General features: G+C 73.5%; 22 protein-coding genes. 12 read left to right on the forward strand and 10 right to left on the reverse strand.

What is annotated here, in order from left to right; translation table 11 throughout:
• Positions 1-46: 46 nt before the first annotated feature.
• The 6 genes from AR3_RS25640 to AR3_RS25665 form a co-directional block, all read right to left on the reverse strand.
• A complete protein-coding gene (locus AR3_RS25640; RefSeq protein ID WP_067917671.1) occupies positions 47-412 on the reverse strand; it encodes a hypothetical protein in 366 nt (121 codons plus the stop codon).
• Between the two features lie 158 nt (positions 413-570).
• Complete coding sequence (locus AR3_RS25645) at positions 571-1,917, reverse strand: FAD-dependent oxidoreductase (protein ID WP_083951997.1); 1,347 nt, start codon at positions 1,915-1,917, stop codon at positions 571-573.
• A gap of 155 nt (positions 1,918-2,072) precedes the next feature.
• A complete protein-coding gene (locus tag AR3_RS25650) occupies positions 2,073-4,172 on the reverse strand; it encodes a 3-hydroxyacyl-CoA dehydrogenase NAD-binding domain-containing protein (RefSeq protein ID WP_067917700.1) in 2,100 nt (699 codons plus the stop codon).
• 11 nt (positions 4,173-4,183) lie between these two features.
• Entirely contained in the window at positions 4,184-5,386 is a 1,203-nt protein-coding gene (locus AR3_RS25655) for a thiolase family protein (RefSeq protein ID WP_067917674.1), read from the reverse strand.
• A 73-nt stretch (positions 5,387-5,459) separates the two neighbouring features.
• The gene (locus AR3_RS25660; protein WP_083951999.1) at positions 5,460-6,680 is read right to left on the reverse strand and encodes a sensor histidine kinase; all 1,221 of its coding nucleotides are present in this window, start codon (positions 6,678-6,680) and stop codon (positions 5,460-5,462) included.
• Positions 6,681-6,685: 5 nt separating this feature from the next.
• Complete coding sequence (locus AR3_RS25665) at positions 6,686-7,339, reverse strand: response regulator transcription factor (protein WP_067917676.1); 654 nt, start codon at positions 7,337-7,339, stop codon at positions 6,686-6,688.
• A 129-nt stretch (positions 7,340-7,468) separates the two neighbouring features.
• Here AR3_RS25665 and AR3_RS25670 point away from each other — a divergent pair, with 129 nt between their 5' ends.
• Positions 7,469-8,302 carry a phosphoribosylaminoimidazolesuccinocarboxamide synthase gene (locus AR3_RS25670; protein ID WP_067917677.1) on the forward strand — a complete coding sequence of 278 codons (834 nt, stop codon included), beginning with the start codon at positions 7,469-7,471 and terminating at the stop codon, positions 8,300-8,302.
• A gap of 348 nt (positions 8,303-8,650) precedes the next feature.
• Entirely contained in the window at positions 8,651-9,658 is a 1,008-nt protein-coding gene (locus AR3_RS25675) for an ABC transporter substrate-binding protein (RefSeq protein WP_169803889.1), read from the forward strand.
• Between the two features lie 360 nt (positions 9,659-10,018).
• Here AR3_RS25675 and AR3_RS30870 read toward each other — a convergent pair whose 3' ends face one another.
• On the reverse strand, positions 10,019-10,363 hold the full coding sequence (locus tag AR3_RS30870) for a hypothetical protein (RefSeq protein WP_146150212.1): 345 nt from the start codon (positions 10,361-10,363) through the stop codon (positions 10,019-10,021).
• Between the two features lie 305 nt (positions 10,364-10,668).
• Between AR3_RS30870 and AR3_RS25680 the strand changes: the two genes are divergently transcribed.
• The 6 genes from AR3_RS25680 to AR3_RS25705 are packed head-to-tail and all read left to right on the forward strand — an operon-like array spanning position 10,669 to position 14,933.
• Entirely contained in the window at positions 10,669-11,181 is a 513-nt protein-coding gene (locus AR3_RS25680) for a hypothetical protein (protein ID WP_146150211.1), read from the forward strand.
• Complete coding sequence (locus tag AR3_RS25685) at positions 11,148-12,245, forward strand: peptidoglycan-binding protein (protein WP_227023040.1); 1,098 nt, start codon at positions 11,148-11,150, stop codon at positions 12,243-12,245. The genes AR3_RS25680 and AR3_RS25685 overlap by 34 nt, the downstream gene beginning before the upstream one ends.
• Positions 12,242-12,928: an ABC transporter ATP-binding protein gene (locus AR3_RS25690; RefSeq protein ID WP_067917685.1), complete on the forward strand. Its 687-nt coding sequence runs from the start codon at positions 12,242-12,244 to the stop codon at positions 12,926-12,928. Before AR3_RS25685 ends, AR3_RS25690 begins: the two co-directional genes overlap by 4 nt.
• Complete coding sequence (locus AR3_RS25695; protein WP_067917687.1) at positions 12,925-14,133, forward strand: ABC transporter permease; 1,209 nt, start codon at positions 12,925-12,927, stop codon at positions 14,131-14,133. Before AR3_RS25690 ends, AR3_RS25695 begins: the two co-directional genes overlap by 4 nt.
• A 57-nt stretch (positions 14,134-14,190) precedes the next feature.
• Positions 14,191-14,553, forward strand: a complete 363-nt coding sequence (locus AR3_RS25700; RefSeq protein WP_067917689.1) for a hypothetical protein — start codon at positions 14,191-14,193, stop codon at positions 14,551-14,553.
• Positions 14,554-14,603: 50 nt separating this feature from the next.
• The gene (locus AR3_RS25705; protein ID WP_067917691.1) at positions 14,604-14,933 is read left to right on the forward strand and encodes a tetratricopeptide repeat protein; all 330 of its coding nucleotides are present in this window, start codon (positions 14,604-14,606) and stop codon (positions 14,931-14,933) included.
• A 52-nt stretch (positions 14,934-14,985) separates the two neighbouring features.
• On the opposite strand, the gene AR3_RS25710 is transcribed toward AR3_RS25705, so the two are convergent.
• The 3 genes from AR3_RS25710 to AR3_RS25720 all read right to left on the reverse strand — a co-directional run bounded on the left by AR3_RS25710 (position 14,986) and on the right by AR3_RS25720 (position 17,414).
• On the reverse strand, positions 14,986-16,227 hold the full coding sequence (locus AR3_RS25710; protein WP_169803890.1) for a ribonuclease D: 1,242 nt from the start codon (positions 16,225-16,227) through the stop codon (positions 14,986-14,988).
• A gap of 208 nt (positions 16,228-16,435) precedes the next feature.
• Complete coding sequence (locus tag AR3_RS25715; protein ID WP_067917704.1) at positions 16,436-17,017, reverse strand: DUF3000 domain-containing protein; 582 nt, start codon at positions 17,015-17,017, stop codon at positions 16,436-16,438.
• A gap of 133 nt (positions 17,018-17,150) precedes the next feature.
• Entirely contained in the window at positions 17,151-17,414 is a 264-nt protein-coding gene (locus AR3_RS25720; RefSeq protein ID WP_067917693.1) for a hypothetical protein, read from the reverse strand.
• A 212-nt stretch (positions 17,415-17,626) separates the two neighbouring features.
• Between AR3_RS25720 and hemE the strand changes: the two genes are divergently transcribed.
• The 4 genes from hemE to AR3_RS25740 all read left to right on the forward strand — a co-directional run.
• Positions 17,627-18,694, forward strand: a complete 1,068-nt coding sequence (gene hemE / locus AR3_RS25725; RefSeq protein ID WP_083951995.1) for a uroporphyrinogen decarboxylase — start codon at positions 17,627-17,629, stop codon at positions 18,692-18,694.
• A gap of 78 nt (positions 18,695-18,772) precedes the next feature.
• Positions 18,773-20,305, forward strand: coding sequence for a protoporphyrinogen oxidase (hemG, locus tag AR3_RS25730; RefSeq protein ID WP_067917698.1), 1,533 nt, complete (start codon positions 18,773-18,775; stop codon positions 20,303-20,305).
• The gene (gene hemQ, locus AR3_RS25735; protein WP_067917706.1) at positions 20,208-20,909 is read left to right on the forward strand and encodes a hydrogen peroxide-dependent heme synthase; all 702 of its coding nucleotides are present in this window, start codon (positions 20,208-20,210) and stop codon (positions 20,907-20,909) included. The genes hemG and hemQ overlap by 98 nt, the downstream gene beginning before the upstream one ends.
• 137 nt (positions 20,910-21,046) lie before the next feature.
• Positions 21,047-21,301 (forward strand): hypothetical protein (locus AR3_RS25740; protein WP_157406777.1); only part of this gene is annotated, 255 nt, incomplete at its 3' end.

Here is a 21,301-nt window from a genome sequence, read left to right on the forward strand (position 1 = left end):
GGAGGCCGCCGGTCGCGGCGCGCCGCCGCGCCGCGACCCGACCGGGTCAGACGCCGTCGGCGGACAGCAGCCGCCACGAATGCGTGACGGTGGCGGCGGCGGTGCCGAGATCTCGGCCGGAATAGGTCCACCGTCCGCGCAGGCGCCACGGCCGCCCCGTGCCGTCCTGCAGGAACACCTGGAGAGGGAAGCACGCTTCGTGCGCGCGGATGTACCCGGCCGGATCGACCGTGGCCGTGAGCTCGGGCTCGCCGTCGCAGCGGATGCCCATGACGCGCGTCCCCGCATCCTGCCGTAGAAGGCCCCGGGTCAGGTCGTGCACCAGCAGGGAGACGTAGTCCGGGCCGAGCCACCTCAGGTCGGGCAGCGCGGCGGGCGGGGGGAATCCGTACAGTTCTGGACCGCCGGTCACAGGCGCACGGTAGCGCCAACGTCACGGTCTCGTCACTGGTTTCCTGCACGGTTTTTCGCGCTGAGCCGAAACTCTTGCGCGTTCCGGCGGTGTCGGACCGAGATCGACGCGCGCGTCGACGCGACGCGGTCGGACGACGGCGGGGCGCGGGCGCCCCGTCAGGACGGGCGGCAGGCGGCGAGCATCGCGTCCCAGCGGGCCAGCTTGACGCGCTCGCCCCGGTTCAGCGACCTGGCCAGCGCCCTCTCCGCGGCGTCCAGGTTGAGCCAGTCGTCGTAGGTCACCACCGGCAGCGCGCGCTCCGCCAGCAGCTCCTCGATCTTGCGGGCCGGCGGCTCCCGGTCGGCGGCCAGGTCGGCCAGCAGGTTCGCGACGGTCTCGGCGGCGTCGGACTTGTTGGTGCCGACCACGCCGGTCGGGCCGCGCTTGATCCAGCCCGCCACGTACTCGCGGGGCACCGGGGAGCCGTCGGGCGCGAGGATGCGCCCGCCCCGGTTCGGCACGACGTGGGCGCGGTCGTCGAACGGCACGCCGGGCAGGGGGACGCTCTGGTAGCCGACCGAGCGCAGCACCATCCCGACCGGCAGCGTCTCGTACTCGCCGGTGCCGGTGACGCGGCCGTCGTCGCCGAGCCGGGTGCGCTCCAGCCGCAGCGCCTCGACGCGGCCGGCGCCGAGGATCTCGCGCGGCGCGCGCCAGAACCGCACGTCGATGCGGCGCGGCTTGGCGCCGGGCGGCTCGTCCGTCCAGCGGCCCAGCACCGCGACGTTGCCGCGCACGTGCCGGTCGGATTCGGCCAGCGCCGCGCTCGCCGGGTCGAGCCGCAGGTCGTCGGGGCTGACGTGGATCTCGGCGTGCGGCAGCTCGCCCAGCTCGCGCAGCTCCTTGGTGGTGAACTTGGCCTGCGCCGGGCCGCGCCGCCCGATCATGTGGATGCGGCGGACCCGGCTGCCGGCCAGCGCCGCCAGCACGTGCTCGGGGACGTCGGTGTCGCGCAGCTCGTCGGCGCTCTTGGCCAGGATCCGCACCACGTCGACGGCGACGTTGCCCACGCCGATCACCGCGACCTCCTCGACCGACAGGTCGAAGCGGTGGTCGGCGGCGTCGGGGTGGCCGCAGTACCAGTTGACGAAGTCGGTGGCGGCGACGCTGCCGGGCAGGTCCTCGCCGGGCACGCCGAGGCGCCGGTCCACCATGGCGCCGGTGGCGTAGACGACCGCGTCATAGCACTCCAGCAGGTCGGCGCGGGTCAGGTCGCGGCCGAACTCGACGCGGCCGAAGAACCGCACGGCCGGGTGCTCCAGCACGCGCTGCAGGTAGCGGGCGATCGACTTGATGGACTTGTGGTCGGGCGCGACGCCGTAGCGGACCAGCCCGTAGGGCGTCGGCAGCCGGTCGAACACGTCCACCTGGACGTCCCCGCCGGACTGCTTGACCAGGGCTTCGGCGGCGTACAGGCCCGCGGGCCCGGAACCGACGACCGCGACGCGCGCACCAGGTGTCATGTCGGCCATTGTGCCCACGGCGCCCGCGAAATGACATGGCTCACAGGCTCACGTGTCCACCAGGTGACAGTAAGAACGAGGAGTGGGGAGGTGCCCCTGCCCTCCAGGACAGGGGCACCTCCCCACTCGGCCGATCCGTCCGTCGCGCGGATCCGTCAGCGCGGGAGGGACGCGACGCCCGGCTCCAGGAAGCGGGCGCCGTTCACCTCCTCCGAGATGCCGGTGCGGTCCAGGTACGGGGTGATGCCGCCCAGGTGGAACGGCCACCCCGCGCCGAGGATCATGCACAGGTCGATGTCCTGCGGCGCGCCGACCACGCCCTCGTCCAGCATGATCCGGATCTCCTCGGCCAGGGCCCGCAGCGCCCGCGCCAGCACCTGCTCCTCGGTGGACGGCGCGTCGCCCCCGGAGAAGATCTCCACGACCTCCGGATCGAGGGTGAAGTCGGGCCGGTACACGCTCGTCTTGCCGGCGGCGACCATCTTGGCCAGGTTCTCCGACAGCGGGAAGCGGTCCGGGAAGGCGGCGTGCAGCGTCTCGTTGACGTGCAGCGCGATGGCCGGTCCGACCAGGCCCATCAGCACGAACGGCGGCATCGGCAGGCCCAGCGGGGCGGCGGCGCGCTCGGCGACCTCGATCGGCGTGCCCTCGTCGACCGCCTTGACGATCTCGGCGAGCAGCCGCACCAGGATCCGGTTGACCACGAACGCCGGCGCGTCCTTGACCAGCACGCAGGACTTCTTCAGCTGCTTGCCGACGGCGAACGCGGTGGCCAGCGCGGCGTCGTCGGTCCGCTCCCCGCGGACGATCTCCAGCAGGGGCAGCACCGCGACCGGGTTGAAGAAGTGGAAGCCCACGACCCGCTCGGGGCGCCGCAGCTTGGACGCCATCTCGGTGACCGACAGCGAGGAGGTGTTGGTGGCCAGCACGCACTCGTCCGAGACCACGGCCTCGACCTCGGCGAACACCTTCTGCTTGACCGACATCTCCTCGAAGACGGCCTCGATCACGAAGTCGGCGCCGGCGAACGCGTCCTTGGACAGCGACCCGGTGATCAGCGACTTGAGCCGGGCCGCCTTGTCGGCCGACACCCGGCCCTTGGCCAGCAGCTTGTCGATCTCGCCGTGCGCGTAGCCGACGCCCTTGTCGAGCCGCTCCTGGTCCAGGTCGGTCATCACGACCGGAACCTCCAGGCGGCGGGCGAACAGCAGCGCCAGCTGGCTCGCCATCAGGCCCGCGCCGACCACGCCGACCTTGGTGACGGGACGCGCCAGGCTCTTGTCGGGCGCCCCGGCCGGCTTCTTGGCGCGCTTCTGGGTGAGGTCGAACGCGTACAGCCCGGCGCGCAGCTCGTCGCTCATGATGAGGTCGGCCAGCGCGTCGTCCTCGGCGGCGAAGCCCTCGTCGCGGGTGCGGTCCTTGGCCGCGGCCACCAGGTCCAGGGCCCGCACGTACGACGGCGCGGCCCCGTGCAGCTTGCCCTCGACGGTCCACCGGGCCTGCGCGACGGCGTCGTCCCACGCCTTGCCCTTGTCGACGGGCCGGCGCTCGACGGCGACCTCGCCCTTGAGCACCCGGGCGGTCCAGGCCAGCGACTCCTCCAGGAAGTCGGCCGGGTCGAACATGGCGTCGGCGATGCCCAGCTCGTACGCCTGCGGCCCCTTGAGCTGCCGGTTCTGCGCCAGCGGGTTCTCGATGATGACCTTGAGGGCGTTCTCGGCGCCGATCAGGTTGGGCAGCAGGTACGTGCCGCCCCACCCGGGCACCAGGCCGAGGAACGCCTCCGGCAGCGACAGCGCCGGGACCGAGGAGGAGATCGTCCGGTAGGTGCAGTGCAGCGCGATCTCCACGCCGCCGCCCATGGCCGCGCCGTTGATGTAGGCGAACGTCGGGACGCGCAGCTCGCCGAGGCGCCGGAACACGTCGTGCCCGAGCCGGGCGATGGCCCGGGCCTCGTCCTTGCTCTTCAGCGCGTTGACGCCCTTGAGGTCGGCGCCGACGGCGAAGATGAACGGCTTGCCGGTGACCGCGACGGCGACGATGTCGTCGCGCCCGGCGACCTGGTCGAGGGCGTCGTTCAGCTCGAGCAGACCGCGCGGCCCGAAGGTGTTGGGCTTGGTGTGGTCGTGCCCGTTGTCGAGGGTGATGAGCGCCGCCCGGCCGGCGCCGTACGGCAGCTGCACGTCGCGGACGCGGGCGTGCGTGACCACCTCGTCCGCGGCTCGGTCCTCGCTCGCCAGCAGCGAGCGCCACATCTCCACGCTGCTCACTTGGCGCCCTCCCAGTTCACGTTCTCCCACAGGACGGTGCCGCCCATGCCCATGCCGACGCACATGGTGGTCAGGCCGTAGCGGACGTCGGTGCGCTCCTCGAACAGCCGCGACAGCTGGTTCATCAGCCGCACGCCGGAGGAGGCCAGCGGGTGGCCCATCGCGATCGCGCCGCCCCACGGGTTCACCCGCGGGTCGTCGTCGGCGATCTTGAAGTGCTCCAGGAACGCCAGCACCTGCACGGCGAACGCCTCGTTGATCTCGATGAGGCCGATGTCGTCCATGGTGAGGGCGTTGCGGGCGAGCAGCTTCTCGGTGGCCGGGACCGGGCCGACGCCCATGACCTCCGGCTCCACCCCGGCGAAGGCGAAGTCCACCAGCCGCATGCGCGGGGTCAGCCCGAGCTCGCGGGCCACGTCCTCGGCGGCCAGCAGGCAGGCGGTGGCGCCGTCGTTGAGCCCGGCGGAGTTGCCCGCCGTCACCTTGCCCGCCACCCGGAACGGCGTCTTCAGGCCGGCCAGGCCCTCCATCGTGGTGTCGGGGCGCAGCGGCTCGTCCTCGGTGGCCAGGCCCCAGCCCTTCTCGGCCGAGCGGACCGCGGTCGGCACCAGGTCCGGCTGGATCTTGCCCGCGGCGTAGGCGGCGGCCGCCTTCTGCTGGCTGCGCATCGCGTACGCGTCGGCCCGCTCCTTGGTGATCTGCGGGAACCGGTCGTGCAGGTTCTCCGCCGTGGCGCCCATGACCAGCGCGGACGGGTCGACCAGCTTCTCGGCCAGGAAGCGCGGGTTGGGGTCGACGCCCTCGCCCATCGGGTGACGGCCCATGTGCTCGACGCCGCCCGCGATCGCGACGTCGTAGGCGCCGAAGGCGATGCTCGAACCGGTGGTGGTGACGGCGGTCATCGCGCCCGCGCACATGCGGTCGATCGCGTATCCGGGCACGCTCTTGGGCAGCCCGGCCAGCACGGCGGCGGCCCGTCCGATGGTCAGGCCCTGGTCGCCGGTCTGGGTGGTCGCCGCGATCGCCACCTCGTCCACCCGCTCGGGCGGCAGCGACGGATTGCGGCGCATCAGCTCGCGGATGGCGCGGACGACCAGGTCGTCCGCCCGGGTCTCGGCGTACAGGCCCTTCGGGCCCGCCTTGCCGAACGGCGTGCGTACGCCGTCCACGAACACGACGTCGCGTGCGGTACGGGGCACGGTCGTCCTCCTCGGATGATCACGGCGCCGGGCACCGGACGGCCCCGGCTACTCGCGGGTAACCATGCCCATCCTACTCGTCAGTAACCACTGATGGCGCGCCGTTCCGCACACCCGCTCCCGCCGGGACGGCGGCGGGAACGGCGGGCAGCCGCACGGTGATGACGAGGCCGCCCTCGGGACGCGGCCGCGTGTCGATCACGCCGCCGTGCGCCCGCACCACCGCCGCGACGATCGACAGCCCCAGCCCCGCGCCCTCGGCGGACCCGACCCGGTCGCCGCGCAGCCGCCGGAACGGCTCGAAGATCGCGCCGACCTCGTACGACGGCACGGCGCGGCCGGTGTTGGCGACCCGCAGCACCGCCGCGCCGTCCTCCCGCCCGGTCGACACCCAGACCCGCCCGCCGGGGACGTTGTACTTCACCGCGTTCTCGACCAGGTTGACCGCGCACCGCTCCAGCAGCACCGGGTCGCCGAGCACCGTCGCCGGCCGGGCGTCCACCTCCACGGTCAGGTCCTTGTCGGCGGCCTGCTCCCCGAGCTGGTCCACGGCGCTGCGCACCACGTCCGGCAGCGGAGTCTCGGTGCGGGTGTCCAGCTCGCGCTCGCTGCGCGCCAGCATCAGCAGCCCCTCGATCAGCCGCTCGTGCCGCGCGGTGTTGCCGAGCAGCACGTCCGCCAGCGCCTTGGTCTCCGGCGGGTTCTTGCTGCTGGCCAGCGCGACCTCCAGCACCGTCCGGTTGATCGTCAGCGGGGTGCGCAGCTCGTGGGAGGCGTTGGCCACGAACCGGCGCTGGGCGTCGAACGCCCGGTGCAGCCGGTCCAGCATGTGGTCGAACGTGTCGGCGAGGTCCTTGATCTCGTCGCGGGGGCCGTCCAGCGCGATCCGCTCGTGCAGGGTGCTCTCCGACAGCCGCCGCGCCGTCGCCGTCACCCGGTGCAGCGGACGCAGCATCCGCCCCGCCACGATGTACCCGATCACGATGGCCAGCACGCCCACCACCAGCAGCGTCAGCAGGCAGCTCTGCAGCAGCTGCGCCAGCACCTCGCGCTTCTGCTCGGCCATCTGCCGCTCGGCCTCCTGCCGCAGCGCCATGAGCTGATCCAGCCGCAGGGGCCACGCGCCCTCGGCGAGCCCCCGTACGAAGGCGTCCGAGGTCTCGGAGGGCACCCTGAACCGGGCGTCGATCGCCCGCGCCGTCAACCAGTACGTGACGGCCACCAGCGCCCCCGCCGTCACCATGAACAACGCCCCGTACACCAGCGTCAGGCGAACCCGCACACTGAGCCGCATCCGGTTCATAGCCGGTACCCCGATCCCGTGACGGTCTCGATGACCGGGGGATCGCCGAGCTTGCGGCGCAGCGTCGCCATGGTGACGCGGACGACGTTGCTGAACGGGTCGATGTTCTCGTCCCACGCCCGTTCCAGCAGCCGCTCGGCGCTGACCACCCCGCCCTCGGCCCGCAGCAGCTCCTCCAGCACGGTGAACTCCTTCTTCGTGAGCCGCAGCGGCCGTCCGTCCCGGGTCGCCTCGCGCCGGTGCGGGTCGAGCCGGATGCCCGCCCGTTCCAGCACCGGCGGCACCGGCCGCACCGCGCGGCGCGCCAGCGCCCGCACCCGCGCCAGCAGCTCGTCGAAGACGAACGGCTTGGGAAGGTAGTCGTCGGCGCCGAGCGCCAGGCCCGCCACCCGCTGGTCCACGTCCCCGGCGGCGGTCAGCATGAGGATCCGCCCGCCGTAGGACTGCGCCACCAGCTCCCGGCACACCTCGTCGCCGTGCACGGTGGGCAGGTCACGGTCCAACACGATCACGTCGTATTCGGTGTAGGAGGCGCGCTCCAGCGCCGCGTCCCCGTCATAGGCCACGTCGACCGCCAGGGCCTGCTCCCGCAGCCCCTCGGCGATCGTGTCGGCCAGCAACCGCTCGTCCTCCACGACCAACACCCGCATGCCCCCGAGCATGTCCCGCCGGGGGTTAAACCGCGGTAAGCCGCAGCACGGTCCCCGGAGGGGAGGCGGCCGGGCACGGCGAGTACATTTCGGGTGGCTGGCGAACACAAGGGGAGCTGGGGAAACACCATGGAACTGATCCATTCGGGCAAGGTCCGCGACGTCTACGCCGACGGCGACGACCTGATTCTGGTCGCCTCCGACCGGGTGAGCGTCTACGACGTGGTGCTGCCCACCCCGATCCCCGACAAGGGCAAGATCCTCACGCGGCTGTCGCTGTGGTGGTTCGAGCGGCTCGCCGACATCATCCCCAACCACGTGATCTCGGCGACCGACGTGCCCGACGAGTGGCGCGGACGCGCCATCCGCTGCCGCCGCCTGACCATGCTGCCGGTGGAGTGGATCGCGCGCGGCTACCTGACGGGCCTCGGCCTGAAGGAGTACGAGAAGAACGGGACCGTCTCGGGGGTGACGCTGCCGCCCGGCCTGGTCGAGGCGTCGAAACTGCCGGAACCGATCCTCACCCCGACCACGAAGGCCGCCGAGGGGCACGACGAGTTCATCACCTACGCCGACGTGGCGGAGCAGATCGGCGCCGACACCGCGGCCCGGCTCCGCGACGTCACCCTGGAGGTCTACCGGCGCGGCGCCGAACTGGCCGCCGAACGGGGCATCATCATCGCCGACACCAAGCTGGAGTTCGGCCGCGCCCCCGACGGCTCGCTCGTCCTCGCCGACGAGGTGCTGACCCCCGACTCGTCCCGCTTCTGGCCCGCCGACGAGTATCAGCCCGGCCGTCCCCAGCACTCCCTGGACAAGCAGTTCGTCCGCGACTGGAGCAGCACCCTCGACTGGGACCGCACGCCCCCCGGCCCGGAGATCCCGCAGGAGATCGTGGACGCGACCCGCGCCCGCTACATCGACGTCTACGAACGCCTCACCGGCGAGCGCTGGGACGGCTGACCGCGCGGCTTCGCGCCTTCGGGCACGCTCCGGGCCCCACACAGGTCGTGGCTGGACTGCAATCGGAGGAGCCGCTGCCTGAACTCCCAGCACCCCGCTGACCGCGGGGAGCCGGATAGGGGCGAGGCGGTCATGCAACGTCCTTGACCGACTGCGCGTGGGTGCGTCCTTGTCGTTCACGCGGAGATACGCCCAGGCGTAGGAAGCGCTCAACGGCGGCGCTGACGTGCGGATTCAGGACGCCTCACGCGGGCCGCCGGCGATCTCGATCGGCTGGTGGCGCGCTGTGCCGCGGCATCCGTGCTGACCGCGGGGAGTCGAGGGCGCGAGGCCGGGCATGGGGCGGCCGTGAGCCGATTGCGCGTGGGCGCGTGCCTGTCGCTGACCGGGAGATATGCCCGGTTCGGTCGCCAGGCCGCGGCCGCGCTGCGGGTGTGGGAAGCGTTCGACGGCGGTGTCGACGTGCGGATTGACGACGACCGGGGCGACCGTGAGCGTCTCCGTACGACTTTCCGAGACATCGCCGCCGGCTGCGATGTGCTGCTGGGCCCCTATTCGACGGACCTGATGCGGGCCGCCGGCGACCTCGCCGCCGACCTCGACCGGCTGGTCTGGAACCACGGCGGATCGGGGGACGACGTCCAGACGGCCCATCCCGGTCACGTCGTCTCGGTGCCGACGCCGGCGAGCCGGTACGGCGATCCGTTCGTGCGGCACCTCGCGGACACGGACGCATGCGCGCGGCTGTGGATCGTCCATGGCAAGGGCCGATTCGGCAGGCAGGTCGCCCGGGGCGCCGAAGCGGCGGCCCGGACGGCGCGCATCGGCGTCGCCGGCGTCGGACGGCTACCTGAGCAGGGCGAACCAGCTCCTTGGGGGCTGCTGTGCGCCGGGTCCTTCGACGAGGACGTCCAGACGGTGCGCGCGGCCCGGCGCCTGCACGACCCGCCGACGACCTTGTGCGCGGTGGCGGCGGGCGTGCGCGAGTTCGGCGACGTGATCGACGACCCCCGCGGGATCTACGGGGTAGGGCAGTGGTTCCCAGGGCGCACCCGCACACCGGATCTCGGCCTGGGGGAGAGGGCCTTCATCGAGGCCTATCGGAAAAGGACGGGAGCCGCCCCCGACTATCCGGCGGCCCAGGCGTTCGCTGCGGCGGTGATAGCCGCGCACTGCGTCCATGCGGCCGGAACCACGCGGCGCCGAGCACTGTGGGCCGCCGCCTCACACCTGCGCGCCACCACGATGTTCGGCGACTTCGCGATCGCCCCCGCCACAGGCGCCCAGATCGCCCACAAGGCCGCCGTGGTCCGATGGACGTCCGGATGGCCACAGGCGGTCACCCGACAATGGTGACATCGCAGAGTGTGCGCTCGGCCTGATCGGTATCCGACCGTGTCGATCACGGCGTGAGGGAAATGGTCCGAATTCTCGAAGCGACACCGACTCACGTCGAGGCTCGCGAGCGCTGACATCGAGGCGGCCGGGTGCGGCGCGAAAGCTTCCGGCGCGATGGCCGCGCGGCTGATGTGTGTGTTGCATGATCGCCTTGTGGTCGCGAGTGGAACGTGGGGACCAAGGACCGCATCCCCTACAGACGCCACCACTACGCTGAGGCTTCACAGCCGATCATCACCTGACCGGCGACGATCGGTCGTCCCCTGTTCGTCCGGATGCATGGATTGTGGTCCCCGTCAGGTCGCCAGAGGCGGGCAGTCAGCGGGCAGAGGGTTCATTCGCCAACTGCCACGCATAAGCGTTGGTCTCGTCGATCTCAGCGACCGCTCGCTGGGCGGCAGCCTGCTCGCCTCGCTCGCGAAGCAGGCGCACAAGAAGATACAAGGCGTACTTGTCTCCATGGAGAGCGCGATGCCGTAGCTCGCTATCTCGATCTTCTTCGTACAACAACCGATCCAAGCGGCGTTGCGCATGCCGATCGGTTTCACCTCGCGTGGCGAGCTCATCAAGTCGCCCTGCCCTCGCGAGCAGGTCCATGTGCCACAGATGCGCATCAGCCTTCAGGTCATCCGGGCTGTCGCACTCGGCAACAGATCTGATCAATGAGATGGCCGTATCCCAGTCGCCTTGCTCCTCCGCTGCACGTACAAGGGCTGATGAACGGCCGCGAACGTGATGGATTCCGCGCCCGACAGGGCACATCGTTGTCGCTTTGGAATAAGAGACCCAGCAGCCAAGGAACTCACCGCGGGCTGATCTGACTGACGCGAAGGCAGAAGCGCCAGCGGTCCAGGCCAGGGACACAGCCGCTCAGCCGCTCAGAGGGGGCGCCTAATGCGGGTTTAACCCTTGAGTGGCTGTGATGGCTTCTCGCTGGGGGCGTGGGCTCTTGGTGAGGAGGTCATGTGATGAGAACTCGAGTGGCGGCCGTCCTGATCATGGTGATGGCCGGTGCGGCGGCCTGTGGGGGTGAGGACGGCGGCGCGCAGGTGGCCAGCGCCGGAGGATCAGCGGCGGCTAAGGCGTCGGCGTCGCCGTCGAAGTCGCTGGACCCTGACGACGCGATGCTCCAGTTCGCCCGGTGCATGCGGGCGAACGGCGTCAACGTCCCGGACCCCCAGGGCGGTGATTTGAAGGGGATGCGGCTCGCGGTCAAGGGCGTCGATCGCGACAGGCTTCAGGACGCCATGGAGAAGTGCCGGCCGTATCTGATGGCAGGGGGCAGGATCCCCGACCTGAAGGACCCCAAGGTGCGCGACCAGTACACCGAGTTCGCGCAGTGCATGCGGCAGCAGGGCGTCGACATCCCCGATCCCGACCCGGACGGCTCGTTCCGCCTGCCGGAGGGCAAGATCGACAGGTCCCGGCTGGACAAGGCGCGTGAGGCGTGCAGGCACCTGCTGCCGGGGGCGCGGCGATGAAGGCCAAGAGGATCGTCGTGGGTGCCGTCGTGGTCGTCGCGGCGGGCGGCGGCGCTGCCGTGCTGGCTCTGGGCGGCGGTGACGACGGCGGGGCGTCGGCCCAGGACGGAGCCGCGCTCGCGACCGCGCAGGTCACCAGGGGAGACCTCGTCGACACCGAGAAGGTGGACGGGACCCTGACCTTCGACGGCGAGGAGACCGTGCGGACCGGGGCGTCCGGGGTCGTCACGGCGGCGCCCGCGCAGGGACGGAAGATCCGCCGGGGCGCGAGCCTGCTGCGCGTCGACAACCGCCCCGTGACACTGATGTACGGAGACCTGCCGATGTACCGGACCCTGTCGGTGGGAAGCGAGGGCGCGGACGTCGAACAGCTCGAACGCAACCTCGACGCCCTCGGCTACGACGTGACCGTGGACAAAACGTTCACCTCTGCGACGGCGGACGCGGTCCGCAGGTGGCAGGACGATCGGGGCCTGCCGCAGACCGGCCGGGTGGATCCGGCGCAGGTGGTGTTCCTGCCCGGGGTCGTCCGCGTCAAGGAGGTCAAGGCCCCCAAGGGCGCGCGGACGGCCCCCGGGCAGCCGGTGCTGACCGTCACCAGCACGCGCCGCATCGTCCACGTGGATCTCGAGGCCGACAAGCAGGACCTGGCGACGAAGGGCGACCGCGTCACGGTCGAGCTGCCCGGCGGGCGGCGCGTCACCGGCACGGTGTCCTCCGTCGGCTCCGTCGCCGAGCGGACCGGCGGCCAGCAGACCGCCGGCCAGCAGGACCAGAAGACCACCGTCGACGTCGAGATCACCCTGGACGAGGGCGCCCGCACCGGCGGGCTCGACCAGGCGCCGGTGACGGTGGAGCTGACCAGCGAACGGCGGAAGAACGTCCTGTCGGTGCCGGTCGAGGCGCTGCTGGCGCTGCGCGAGGGCGGCTTCGGCGTGGAGGTCGTCGACGGCGCGGCGCGGCGGATCCTGCCCGTCGAGACCGGGGCGTTCGGCGGCGGCCGCGTGGAGGTCAGCGGGGCCGGGCTCCGCGAGGGCATGAAGGTCGGGGTGCCCGCGAAATGACGATCGTGGAGTTGGAAGGGGTCACCAAGGAGTATCCGGGCGGCGTCACGGCGCTGCGCGGCGTCGACCTGGTGATCGAACGGGGCGAGCTGACCGCGATCGTCGGCCCGTCGGGGTCGGGCAAGTCGACGCTGCTGCACATCATCGGCACGCTGGACCGGCCCACCGCAGGGCGGGTGCGGATCGCCGGGCACGAGGTCGCCGACCTGGGCGACCGGGAGCTGTCGGCGCTGCGGGCGCGGCACATCGGGTTCGTGTTCCAGGCGTTCCACCTCGCCGACGGCGTGACCGCGCTGGACAACGTGGCCGACGGGCTGCTCTACAGCGGCGTCCCGCTGCGCGAACGCAGGCGCCGCGCCGCCGAGGCCCTGGAGCGCGTCGGCCTGGGCGGGCGCGCCGGCCACAGGCCGCACCAGCTGTCGGGCGGCGAACGGCAGCGGGTCGCGGTGGCGCGCGCCGTCGTCGGGGACCCGGACCTGCTGCTGGCCGACGAGCCCACCGGAAACCTGGACAGCGCGGCGGGCGGCGAGGTGCTGCGGCTGCTCGGCGCCCTGCACGACGCCGGGACCACCGTCGTGATCATCACCCATGACCGCGACGTGGCCGCGTGGACGCCCCGGCGGGTGCGCGTGCGCGACGGCCGGATCGTCGCCGACGAACGGGCGGGGGTGTCCGTCCGATGAGGCGCGCCGGGGACACGGAGCGGCTGGTCGCGGCCCGGCTGAGCGCGCCGGACGTGGTGCGGGTCGGGCTGGCGGGGCTGCGGACGCGGCGGACCCGGGTGGTGCTGTCGGCGCTGGGCATCGCGATCGGCATCGCCACGATGGTCGCGGTGATCGGGATCTCCTCGTCCAGCCGGGAGGACCTGATGCGGCGGCTCGACCGGCTCGGCACCAACCTGCTGACCGCTCAGCCGGGCGACACGCTGTTCGGCGAGCGGGCCCGGCTGCCGGAGGCGGCCCCGGCCATGGTCGCGCGGATCGGCCCGGTCACGTCGGTCGCCGCCACGGGGACCGTCGACGCGTCGGTGCGCCGCACCGACCGCATCCCCGAGGAGATCACCGGCGGCATCGCCGTGCGGGCCGCCACCGTCGACCTGCCGCGCACCCTGAAGACCGGCGTCCGCACGGGGGCCTGGCTGAACGCGGCCACCGGCCGCTACCCGGGCGTGGTGCTCGGCGCGGAGGCGGCCGCGCGGCTGGGCGTCGACCGGGTCGGCGTCCGGGTGTGGATCGGCGGGCGCTGGTTCACCGTCCTCGGCGTGCTCGACACGGCCGAACTGGCGCCCGAGATCGACCGGTCGGCGCTGGTCGGCTGGGACGCGGCGGCGCGGTACCTCGGCTTCGACGGGCATCCGACGACGATCTACGCGCGGTCGGCGGACGCGGCGGTGGAGGACGTGCGGGCCGTGCTCGCCCGCACCGTCAACCCGGAGCACCCGGAGGAGGTGGAGGTGAGCCGCCCCTCCGACGCGCTGCAGGCCAAGGCCGCCGCCTCCGGCGCGTTCACCGGGCTGCTGCTCGGACTGGGCGCGGTGGCGCTGCTGGTCGGCGGGGTCGGCGTCGCCAACACCATGGTGATCTCGGTGCTGGAGCGGCGCCGCGAGATCGGGCTGCGCCGGTCGCTGGGCGCCACCCGCGGGCAGGTGCGCGTCCAGTTCCTGGCCGAGTCGCTGCTGCTGTCGGCGTTCGGCGGCGCGGCGGGGGCGGTGCTGGGCGCGGCGGTCACCGTGGTCTTCGCCCTGTACCGGGGCTGGCCGCCGGTCGTGCCGGCGTGGGCGCTCGGCGGGGCGGTCGCCGCGACCCTGGCGATCGGCACGGCGGCCGGGCTGTACCCCGCGGCGCGGGCGGCGCGGCTGTCGCCGACGGCGGCCCTGGCCACGGTCTGACATAACGGTGCATCATGGGGCAATCTTCCGACCGTTGTCCGGGGGAGGTGTCCCGCCATGCCCGTGTCCCGTCCGGTCCGCGAGCGCTGCCGGGAGTTCCTCGGCCTCGACACCGACATCCGGTACATCTTTCCGGCGACGGCGGCCGGCGGCGGCGCGGGATTCCTCTTCGTCGTCACCGAGGACCAGGTCACGGTGATCTGCACCGGCGGGCTCGGGCGGGCCAAGCCGAAGAGCGTCTGGGGGAGCTACCCGCGCGGCACCCGCATCGGCCCGGTGGAGAGCGGGGCGGGCGCCGAGTTCGAGTTCGCCGGCGCCTGGTTCGAGGTGGACGACCAGTACGTGCCCGTCATCAACGCCGCCGACGCCGAGATCTTCGACCGCGACAGCCTGCCCCGCGACCCGCTCCCCGACCTGTGAGCCGCGGGCCCGCGGAACAAACGGCGGGCCGCGCGTCGTTGCCCACTGCCATGGACCGGTACGGGCAGTACGAGGCGTTCGAGCGCGCCCGCATGCACTTCGAGCTGCGCGACCCGGCCGCGGCGGCCCGCATCCTCGAACCGCTGGCCGAGCAGCAGCCGGACAACCGCGCGGTCGTCGAGCTGCTCGCGCGCTGCTACTTCCATTCCGCGCAGCTCCGCCGGGCCGAGCGGGCGTTCCGGCGGCTGCTGGAGCTCGCGCCGGACGACGCGTGGGCGCACGAGGCGCTGGCCCGGACGCTCGAGCGGCAGAGCCGCCCCGCCGAGGCCGAGCCGTACCGCAAGCTCGCCCTGGCCATGGGCGGCAAGACCGGCTGGTGATCTCGGGGGCGAAGGACGTCCCGCGGGCCGCGAGGCGGCCTTCGCCCCAGGGCTACAGCTCGCCCTTGGTCTCCAGCCGTTGGAACGCCTTGGCCAGCGGTTTGGCCACCAGCCTCACCTGCCACTGGCGGGCGCCGAGCTTGCGCAGCGCCGCGCCGACCGCCTCCGCGGTCGCCTCGGCGGGCGGCGACCACGCCAGCCGCCGCACGCAGTCGGGCTGGAGCAGGTTCTCGGTCGGCATGGTGTGCTCGTCGGCCAGCGCCGCCACCACGGCGCGCGCGGCGGCCAGGCGCTTGGCCGCCGCCGGGTCGCGTTCGGCCCAGCGGTGCGCCGGCGGCGGGCCCTCGCCGGGGACGCTGGCGTCCGGCAGCGCCCGGTCGGGCAGGGACCGCGCCCGCGACACCGCCCGCAGCCACGCCGACTGGTGGCGGCGGGCGCCGCGGTTGCGCATCGACGGCAGGGCCTGCAGGTCGGCCGGGGTGCCGGGCTGGTGCTGCGCCAGCTCGATGATCGCCGCGTCCTGCAGCACCCGGCCCGGGGACAGGTCGCGTTCCCGGGCGATCCGGTCGCGGGTGTTCCACACCTCGCGGACCACCGCCAGGGCCCGCCGGGTGCGCACGCGGTGGATGCCGGACGTGCGGCGCCACGGGTCGGGCCGCGGCGGCTTGGGCGGCGTGGCCAGGATCGCCGCGAACTCCTCCAGCGCCCACTCCAGCTTGCCCGCCGCGCGCAGCTGGTCCTCGAGGGCGTCGCGCAGCTCCACCAGCAGCTCGACGTCCAGCGCCGCGTACCGCAGCCAGTCCTCCGGCAGCGGACGGGTCGACCAGTCGGCCGCCGAGTGCCCCTTCTCCAGCGTGAAGCCGAGGACGTTCTCCACCATCGAGCCGAGCCCGACGCGCGGATAGCCCAGCAGCCGCCCGGCCAGCTCGGTGTCGAACAGGCGGCGCGGGCGGATGCCGACCTCGGCCAGGCAGGGCAGGTCCTGGGTGGCGGCGTGCAGCACGATCTCGGCGCCGTCCAGCGCGGCGTCCAGGCCGGACAGGTCCGGCAGCGCCACCGGGTCGATCAGCGCGGTGCCCGCGCCGCGGCGGCGCAGCTGGATGAGATAGGCGCGCTGCCCGTACCGGTAGCCGGAGGCCCGCTCGGCGTCCACGGCGACCGGTCCGGTGCCGGCCGCGAACGCGGCGATGACACGTTCCAATCCGGCGGCGGTGGCGACCACCGGCGGCACGCCGTCCCGGGGCTCCAGCAGCGGCACGGCGCCGCGCGGGGGCGCGGTGCCGGCGGCGTGCACGGCCCGGTCGGCGGCGCCGGCGGACCGCCCGCCGGCGCCGTCACCGGACGGTTCCGGAACGGACGGCTCCGGGGCGGGCGAGATGGAGGCGGACTGCTGATCGGCGGCCGCCGCGGCGGACGTCACGGCTGGACGTGCCTCCGCCGGGCCCTCGTCGGCGGCTTCGGTCTCGGACGCTGTGCTTCCCACGTCCCCTACCGTACGTCGCTCAGTGTCCGGATCCGCCCGGACGATCCGGCAGCGCGCTCACTCCGGCCGGCGGCAGGCCCGCCGTGGTGCACATCACCTGGCACCAGGCCAGCACGTGCCCGGTCAGATCGTCGCCGGTGGGGGACCAGGAGGCGCGCAGCTCCAGCTCGGTGGTGGACGGCTCGCCGCGCTTGTCGCCGAAGCTCTCCGACACCGCCCGGGTGACGGTGCCGGACACGCCCGCGTACCCGGCGGGCTCCAGGGCCTCCAGCAGCCAGCTCCAGGCCACCGAGCCGATCAGCTCGTCGGCGGCGATCTCCGGCTCCAGGTCGGCCCGGATGTAGGCGACGACGCGGAAGCCGCCGGTCCAGCCGTTGCGGCCCTCGGGGTCGTACAGCACGATCAGGCGGCCCGTGGCGACCTCGGTTTCGGCGTCGGCCCCGACGTCCCGGTAGACGCTGCCGGACAGGGCGGCCGCGTAGGGCGCCAGCCGCTGCGGGGCGGGCATCTCCTCCAGGTCGAGCTCGGGACGGATCGGCTCGCCCGCCAGGAACGCGCGCAGCGTGTCGCGGGCCCGCCGGAACGGCTCGGGGACGGTCATGACCGGACCGCCGAGATGGCGGCCCCGCACCGGGGCGCGGTGCAGGCGGCTCGTCGCGGCGCCGTACGCGGCGACGGGGGGTTGAGGCGGAGACAGAGGCACAGCACAGGTTTCGGATCGGGGGCGCGCGACGTCAGGCTACGGCCCGCTGGTACGCGACGCGGCCGGTGGCGGACAGGTCGGAGGAGGTCCCGGCGGGGGCGGCGGACACGGCGGAAGCCGGGGCCGCCGATGCGCCCGTCGACGGGGCGGCGGTGCCGGCGGATCCGGCCGGCAGGCCGACCAGCAGCGCGGCTCCGCACTCGGTGCAGACCCTCTCGGGGCAGTCCGCGCCGTGCCCGTCGGGGCAGGGCGGCTGCTCGAAGAGGCGTTCGTCACCGCAGGTGGAGCAGTACACGGAGACCTCCCTCGGGCTATGACACGGATCACGTTCGCATGAGGCGGTGACAGAATGCGGGACTTCGCTCGGCGTGTCCGGAACTTCGTCGCCGCCACGGCGACGCCCCCGATCGTGCCCGATCCGGCCGGCGAGGTTCGAACCGGGGACGTTCGGCCCTGTTGCGCGGGGCGGTGCGCCCCCGCGGGGGCGTTCGTGGGACCATCTCACATGTGGTCGTAGACGCCGTTGGTTCCAAGGACGCCGCCCCAGGGCTGCAGGACAGCCCCTTCCTGAGGGCCTGCCGCCGCCAGCCCGTGCCCTACACGCCGGTGTGGTTCATGCGGCAGGCGGGCCGCTCGCTGCCGGAGTACCTGCGGGTGCGCGAGGGCGTGCCGATGCTCGAGGCGTGCGCCCGCCCCGACATGATCATCGAGATCACCCTGCAGCCGCTGCGCCGGTACGCGGTGGACGCCGCGATCTTCTTCAGCGACATCGTCGTCCCGCTGCGGGCCGTCGGCGTGGACCTGGACATCAAGCCGGGCGTCGGCCCGGTGATCGCCGACCCGATCCGGGACGCGGCCGGGGTGGACCGGCTGCGCCGCCTGACGCCCGACGACGTGCCGTTCGTGGCCGAGGCGGTGCGCGGGCTCGTCGGCGAGCTCGGCGCCACCCCGCTGATCGGGTTCGCGGGCGGGCCGTTCACGCTCGCCTCGTACCTGATCGAGGGCGGTCCGTCGAAGAACCACGACCGCACCAAGGCCATGATGTACGGCGAGCCGCGGCTGTGGGACCGGCTGATGGGGCGGCTGGCCGACATCACCATCGACTTCCTCACGGTGCAGGTCGAGGCCGGGGCGAGCGCGATCCAGGTGTTCGACTCCTGGGTGGGCGCGGTCGGCCCGCAGGACTACCGGGCCTCGGTGCTGCCGTACACCCGCCGCATCTTCCAGGCGCTGGAGCCGCTGGGAGTCCCGCGCATCCACTTCGGCGTCGGCACCGGCGAGCTGCTGGGCCTGATGGGGGAGGCGGGCGCCGACGTGATCGGCGTCGACTGGCGGGTCCCGCTCGACGACGCCGTCCACCGCGTGGAGCCGGGCAAGGCCCTGCAGGGCAACCTCGACCCGGCGCTGCTGCTCGCCCCGTGGGACGTGATCGAGGCGCGCGCGCGGGACGTGCTCGCCCGGGGCCGCACCGCCGAGGGGCACGTGTTCAACCTCGGCCACGGCGTGCTGCCGTCCACCGATCCGGACGTGCTGGCCCGCCTGGCCGACCTCGTCCACGAGGCGTCCGCGTCCTGACCCGCCGCGCCGCCGCGCGATGATCCGCTAAGGCCACCCCGCTGCGGGTTCCGCCGACCCATCTGGAATGGTGGAGGCATGACCGAGCGGGAGGTGAACGCACGGCGGCCGCACGCCGTCGTGATCGGCGGCGGCATCACGGGTCTGGCCGCCGCCCGGCTGCTGCTGCGCGGCGGGGCGCGGGTGACCGTCCTGGAGGGCTCCCCCCGGATCGGCGGCAAGCTGCGGGTCAGCGAGATCGCCGGGCTGCCGGTGGACGAGGGCGCCGAGTCGATGCTGGCGCGCCGCCCCGAAGGCCTGGAACTGGTGCGCGACCTGGGCCGGGCCGGCGACCTGGTGCACCCGGGCACCACCTCGTCGGCGATCTTCAGCCACGGCGCGCTGCGGCCCCTGCCGTCCGGGCAGGTCATGGGGGTGCCGACCGACCTTGCGGCGCTGGCCCGCGCGCAGGTGCTGTCCCCGAAGGGACTGGCCCGCGTGCCGCTCGACCTGGTGCTCCCGGCCACGCCGCGGGGCGCCGCGGACGTGTCGGTGGCCGACTACGTGGGCGCCCGCCTGGGCCGCGAGGCGGTGGACCGGCTCGTCGAGCCGCTGCTGGGCGGCGTGTACGCCGGACGCGTCGAGAAGCTGTCGTTCGAGGCGACGATGGCGTCGGTCGCCGCGGCGTCCCGCGGCCACCGGTCGCTGATCGCCGCGGTCCGCGGCCTCCGGCAGGGCGCCTCGGACAACACCGGCCCGGTGTTCGCCAGCCTCCCGGACGGGCTGGGCGCCCTGCCGCACCTGGTGGCCGACGCGATCACCGCGGAGGGCGGGACGATCCGCACCGACGCCATGGTCCGGGAGCTGCGCCGCACGCCCACCGGGTGGCGGCTCACCGTCGGCCCGGCGCGCGACCCCGAGTACCTCGAGGCCGACGCGGTGGTGGTGGCGGTGCCCGCCGCACCGGCCGCCCGGCTGCTCGCGGACGAGGTGCCCGCCGCGTCCCGGGAGCTGGCCCGCATCGACTACGCCAGCATGGCGATCGTCACGCTCGTCTACCCGGTGAGCGCGTTCCCCCGCCTGCCGCGCGTCAGCGGCTACCTGGTCCCCGCGGTGGAGAACCGGGACGTCAAGGCCGTCACCTTCAGCTCGATCAAGTGGCCGCACCTGCGGCGAAACGCACCCGACCTCATCGCCGTGCGCTGCTCCCTGGGCCGGTACGGAGAGGAGCACACGCTCCAGCGCGACGACGAGGACCTGCGGGCCGCGGCCGTCACCGAGCTCGCCGCCACCTGCGGGCTCACCGAGCTGCCCGTCGCGTCCCGCGTGACGCGCTGGGGCGGCGGCCTGCCCCAGTACAACGTGGGGCACGCCGACGTGGTGGCCCGCATCCGCGCCGCCGTGGCGGGGCAGCCGGGCCTGGCCGTGGCGGGCGCCGCGTACGACGGTCTCGGCGTCCCCGCGTGCATCGCCACCGCCCGCGCGGCCGCGACCCGGGTGCTGGAACATCTCGACAGTCGGGGAGAATTGAGACATGGCAACGGAGAAGGCGAGCAAGCCCAAGGCGCGCGACCTGAACCAGGTGATCCGCTACACGATGTGGTCGGTCTTCCGGGTGAGGACGCCCGGTGAGGTCGCCGAGGGCCACGCCGCCGAGGTGCAGGACCTGCTCGACCAGGCCGCCCAGAAGGGCGTGACCACCCGCGGGGTCTACGACGTCGCCGGCCTGCGGGCCGACGCCGACTACATGTTCTGGTGGCACGCCCCCAGCTCCGACGACCTGCAGGAGGTCTACTCCCGGTTCCGGCGCACCGCGCTGGGCCGCGCCAGCGAGCCGGTGTGGTCGGTGATGGCGCTGCACCGCCCGGCAGAGTTCAACAAGAGCCACATCCCGGCGTTCCTGGCGGAGGAGGAGCCGCGCTCCTACGTGTGCGTGTACCCCTTCGTCCGGTCCTACGACTGGTACGTGCTGCCGGACGAGGAGCGCCGCGCCATGCTCGCCGAGCACGGCCAGATGGCCCGGAGCTTCCCGGACGTGCGCGCCAACACCGTCGCCTCCTTCGCCCTCGGCGACTACGAGTGGATCCTGGCGTTCGAGGCCGACGAGCTGCACCGCATCGTCGACCTCATGCGGCACCTGCGCGGGGCGAAGGCCCGGCTGCACGTCCGCCACGAGATCCCGTTCTACACCGGCCGCCGCAAGCCGCTGTCCGAGCTGGTCGCCGGCCTTCCGTAACGGCCCTCCGGCTCGGCGACGCGTCCGGCCGCGGCGAAGCGTCCGCGACCGGACGCCGGGACCGGGCCGGGACCGGGCGCTCCCGCGTTGTCCCGTCTGGCCGGAACCTTCGGCGAAGTGCCTGTAGAGTGCGGCGCGTGACCAAGGCTCGCCCGAAGCACGCGCGTGGCAGGCACGCCAAGCCGCCGTCCGAGCTGGCCGTCCGACTGGACCGGATGGTCAAGGAGGCGCTGGGGGAGTCGGGCAGGCGCAAACTGCAGGCCGCCGGGGCCGGGGCGGCCTCGCTGGCGCTGATGGGCGTGGCGGCCGTGGCCGTCGTGTCGGCCGCGGGCGGCGACGAGCCGCCGCGGGCCGAGGTCGCGGCCGAGCGCGGCGCGCAGCGCTCCCCGGCG

This window comes from Actinomadura rubrobrunea NBRC 15275 (assembly GCF_001552235.1).
Lineage (GTDB): Bacteria > Actinomycetota > Actinomycetes > Streptosporangiales > Streptosporangiaceae > Spirillospora > Spirillospora viridilutea.

Excerpts from the sequence above, each read along its gene's own strand:
- AR3_RS25645 (WP_083951997.1), bottom strand. The coding sequence starts at position 1,917 with ATGACACCTGGTGCGCGCGTCGCGGTCGTCGGTTCCGGGCCCGCGGGC.
- AR3_RS25650 (WP_067917700.1), bottom strand. The coding sequence starts at position 4,172 with ATGTGGCGCTCGCTGCTGGCGAGCGAGGACCGAGCCGCGGACGAGGTG.
- AR3_RS25660 (WP_083951999.1), bottom strand. The coding sequence starts at position 6,680 with ATGCGGCTCAGTGTGCGGGTTCGCCTGACGCTGGTGTACGGGGCGTTG.
- AR3_RS25665 (WP_067917676.1), bottom strand. The coding sequence starts at position 7,339 with ATGCGGGTGTTGGTCGTGGAGGACGAGCGGTTGCTGGCCGACACGATC.
- AR3_RS25670 (WP_067917677.1), top strand. The coding sequence starts at position 7,469 with ATGGAACTGATCCATTCGGGCAAGGTCCGCGACGTCTACGCCGACGGC.
- AR3_RS25680 (WP_146150211.1), top strand. The coding sequence starts at position 10,669 with ATGAGAACTCGAGTGGCGGCCGTCCTGATCATGGTGATGGCCGGTGCG.
- AR3_RS25690 (WP_067917685.1), top strand. The coding sequence starts at position 12,242 with ATGACGATCGTGGAGTTGGAAGGGGTCACCAAGGAGTATCCGGGCGGC.
- AR3_RS25695 (WP_067917687.1), top strand. The coding sequence starts at position 12,925 with ATGAGGCGCGCCGGGGACACGGAGCGGCTGGTCGCGGCCCGGCTGAGC.
- AR3_RS25700 (WP_067917689.1), top strand. The coding sequence starts at position 14,191 with ATGCCCGTGTCCCGTCCGGTCCGCGAGCGCTGCCGGGAGTTCCTCGGC.
- AR3_RS25705 (WP_067917691.1), top strand. The coding sequence starts at position 14,604 with ATGGACCGGTACGGGCAGTACGAGGCGTTCGAGCGCGCCCGCATGCAC.
- AR3_RS25715 (WP_067917704.1), bottom strand. The coding sequence starts at position 17,017 with ATGACCGTCCCCGAGCCGTTCCGGCGGGCCCGCGACACGCTGCGCGCG.
- hemG (WP_067917698.1), top strand. The coding sequence starts at position 18,773 with ATGACCGAGCGGGAGGTGAACGCACGGCGGCCGCACGCCGTCGTGATC.
- hemQ (WP_067917706.1), top strand. The coding sequence starts at position 20,208 with ATGGCAACGGAGAAGGCGAGCAAGCCCAAGGCGCGCGACCTGAACCAG.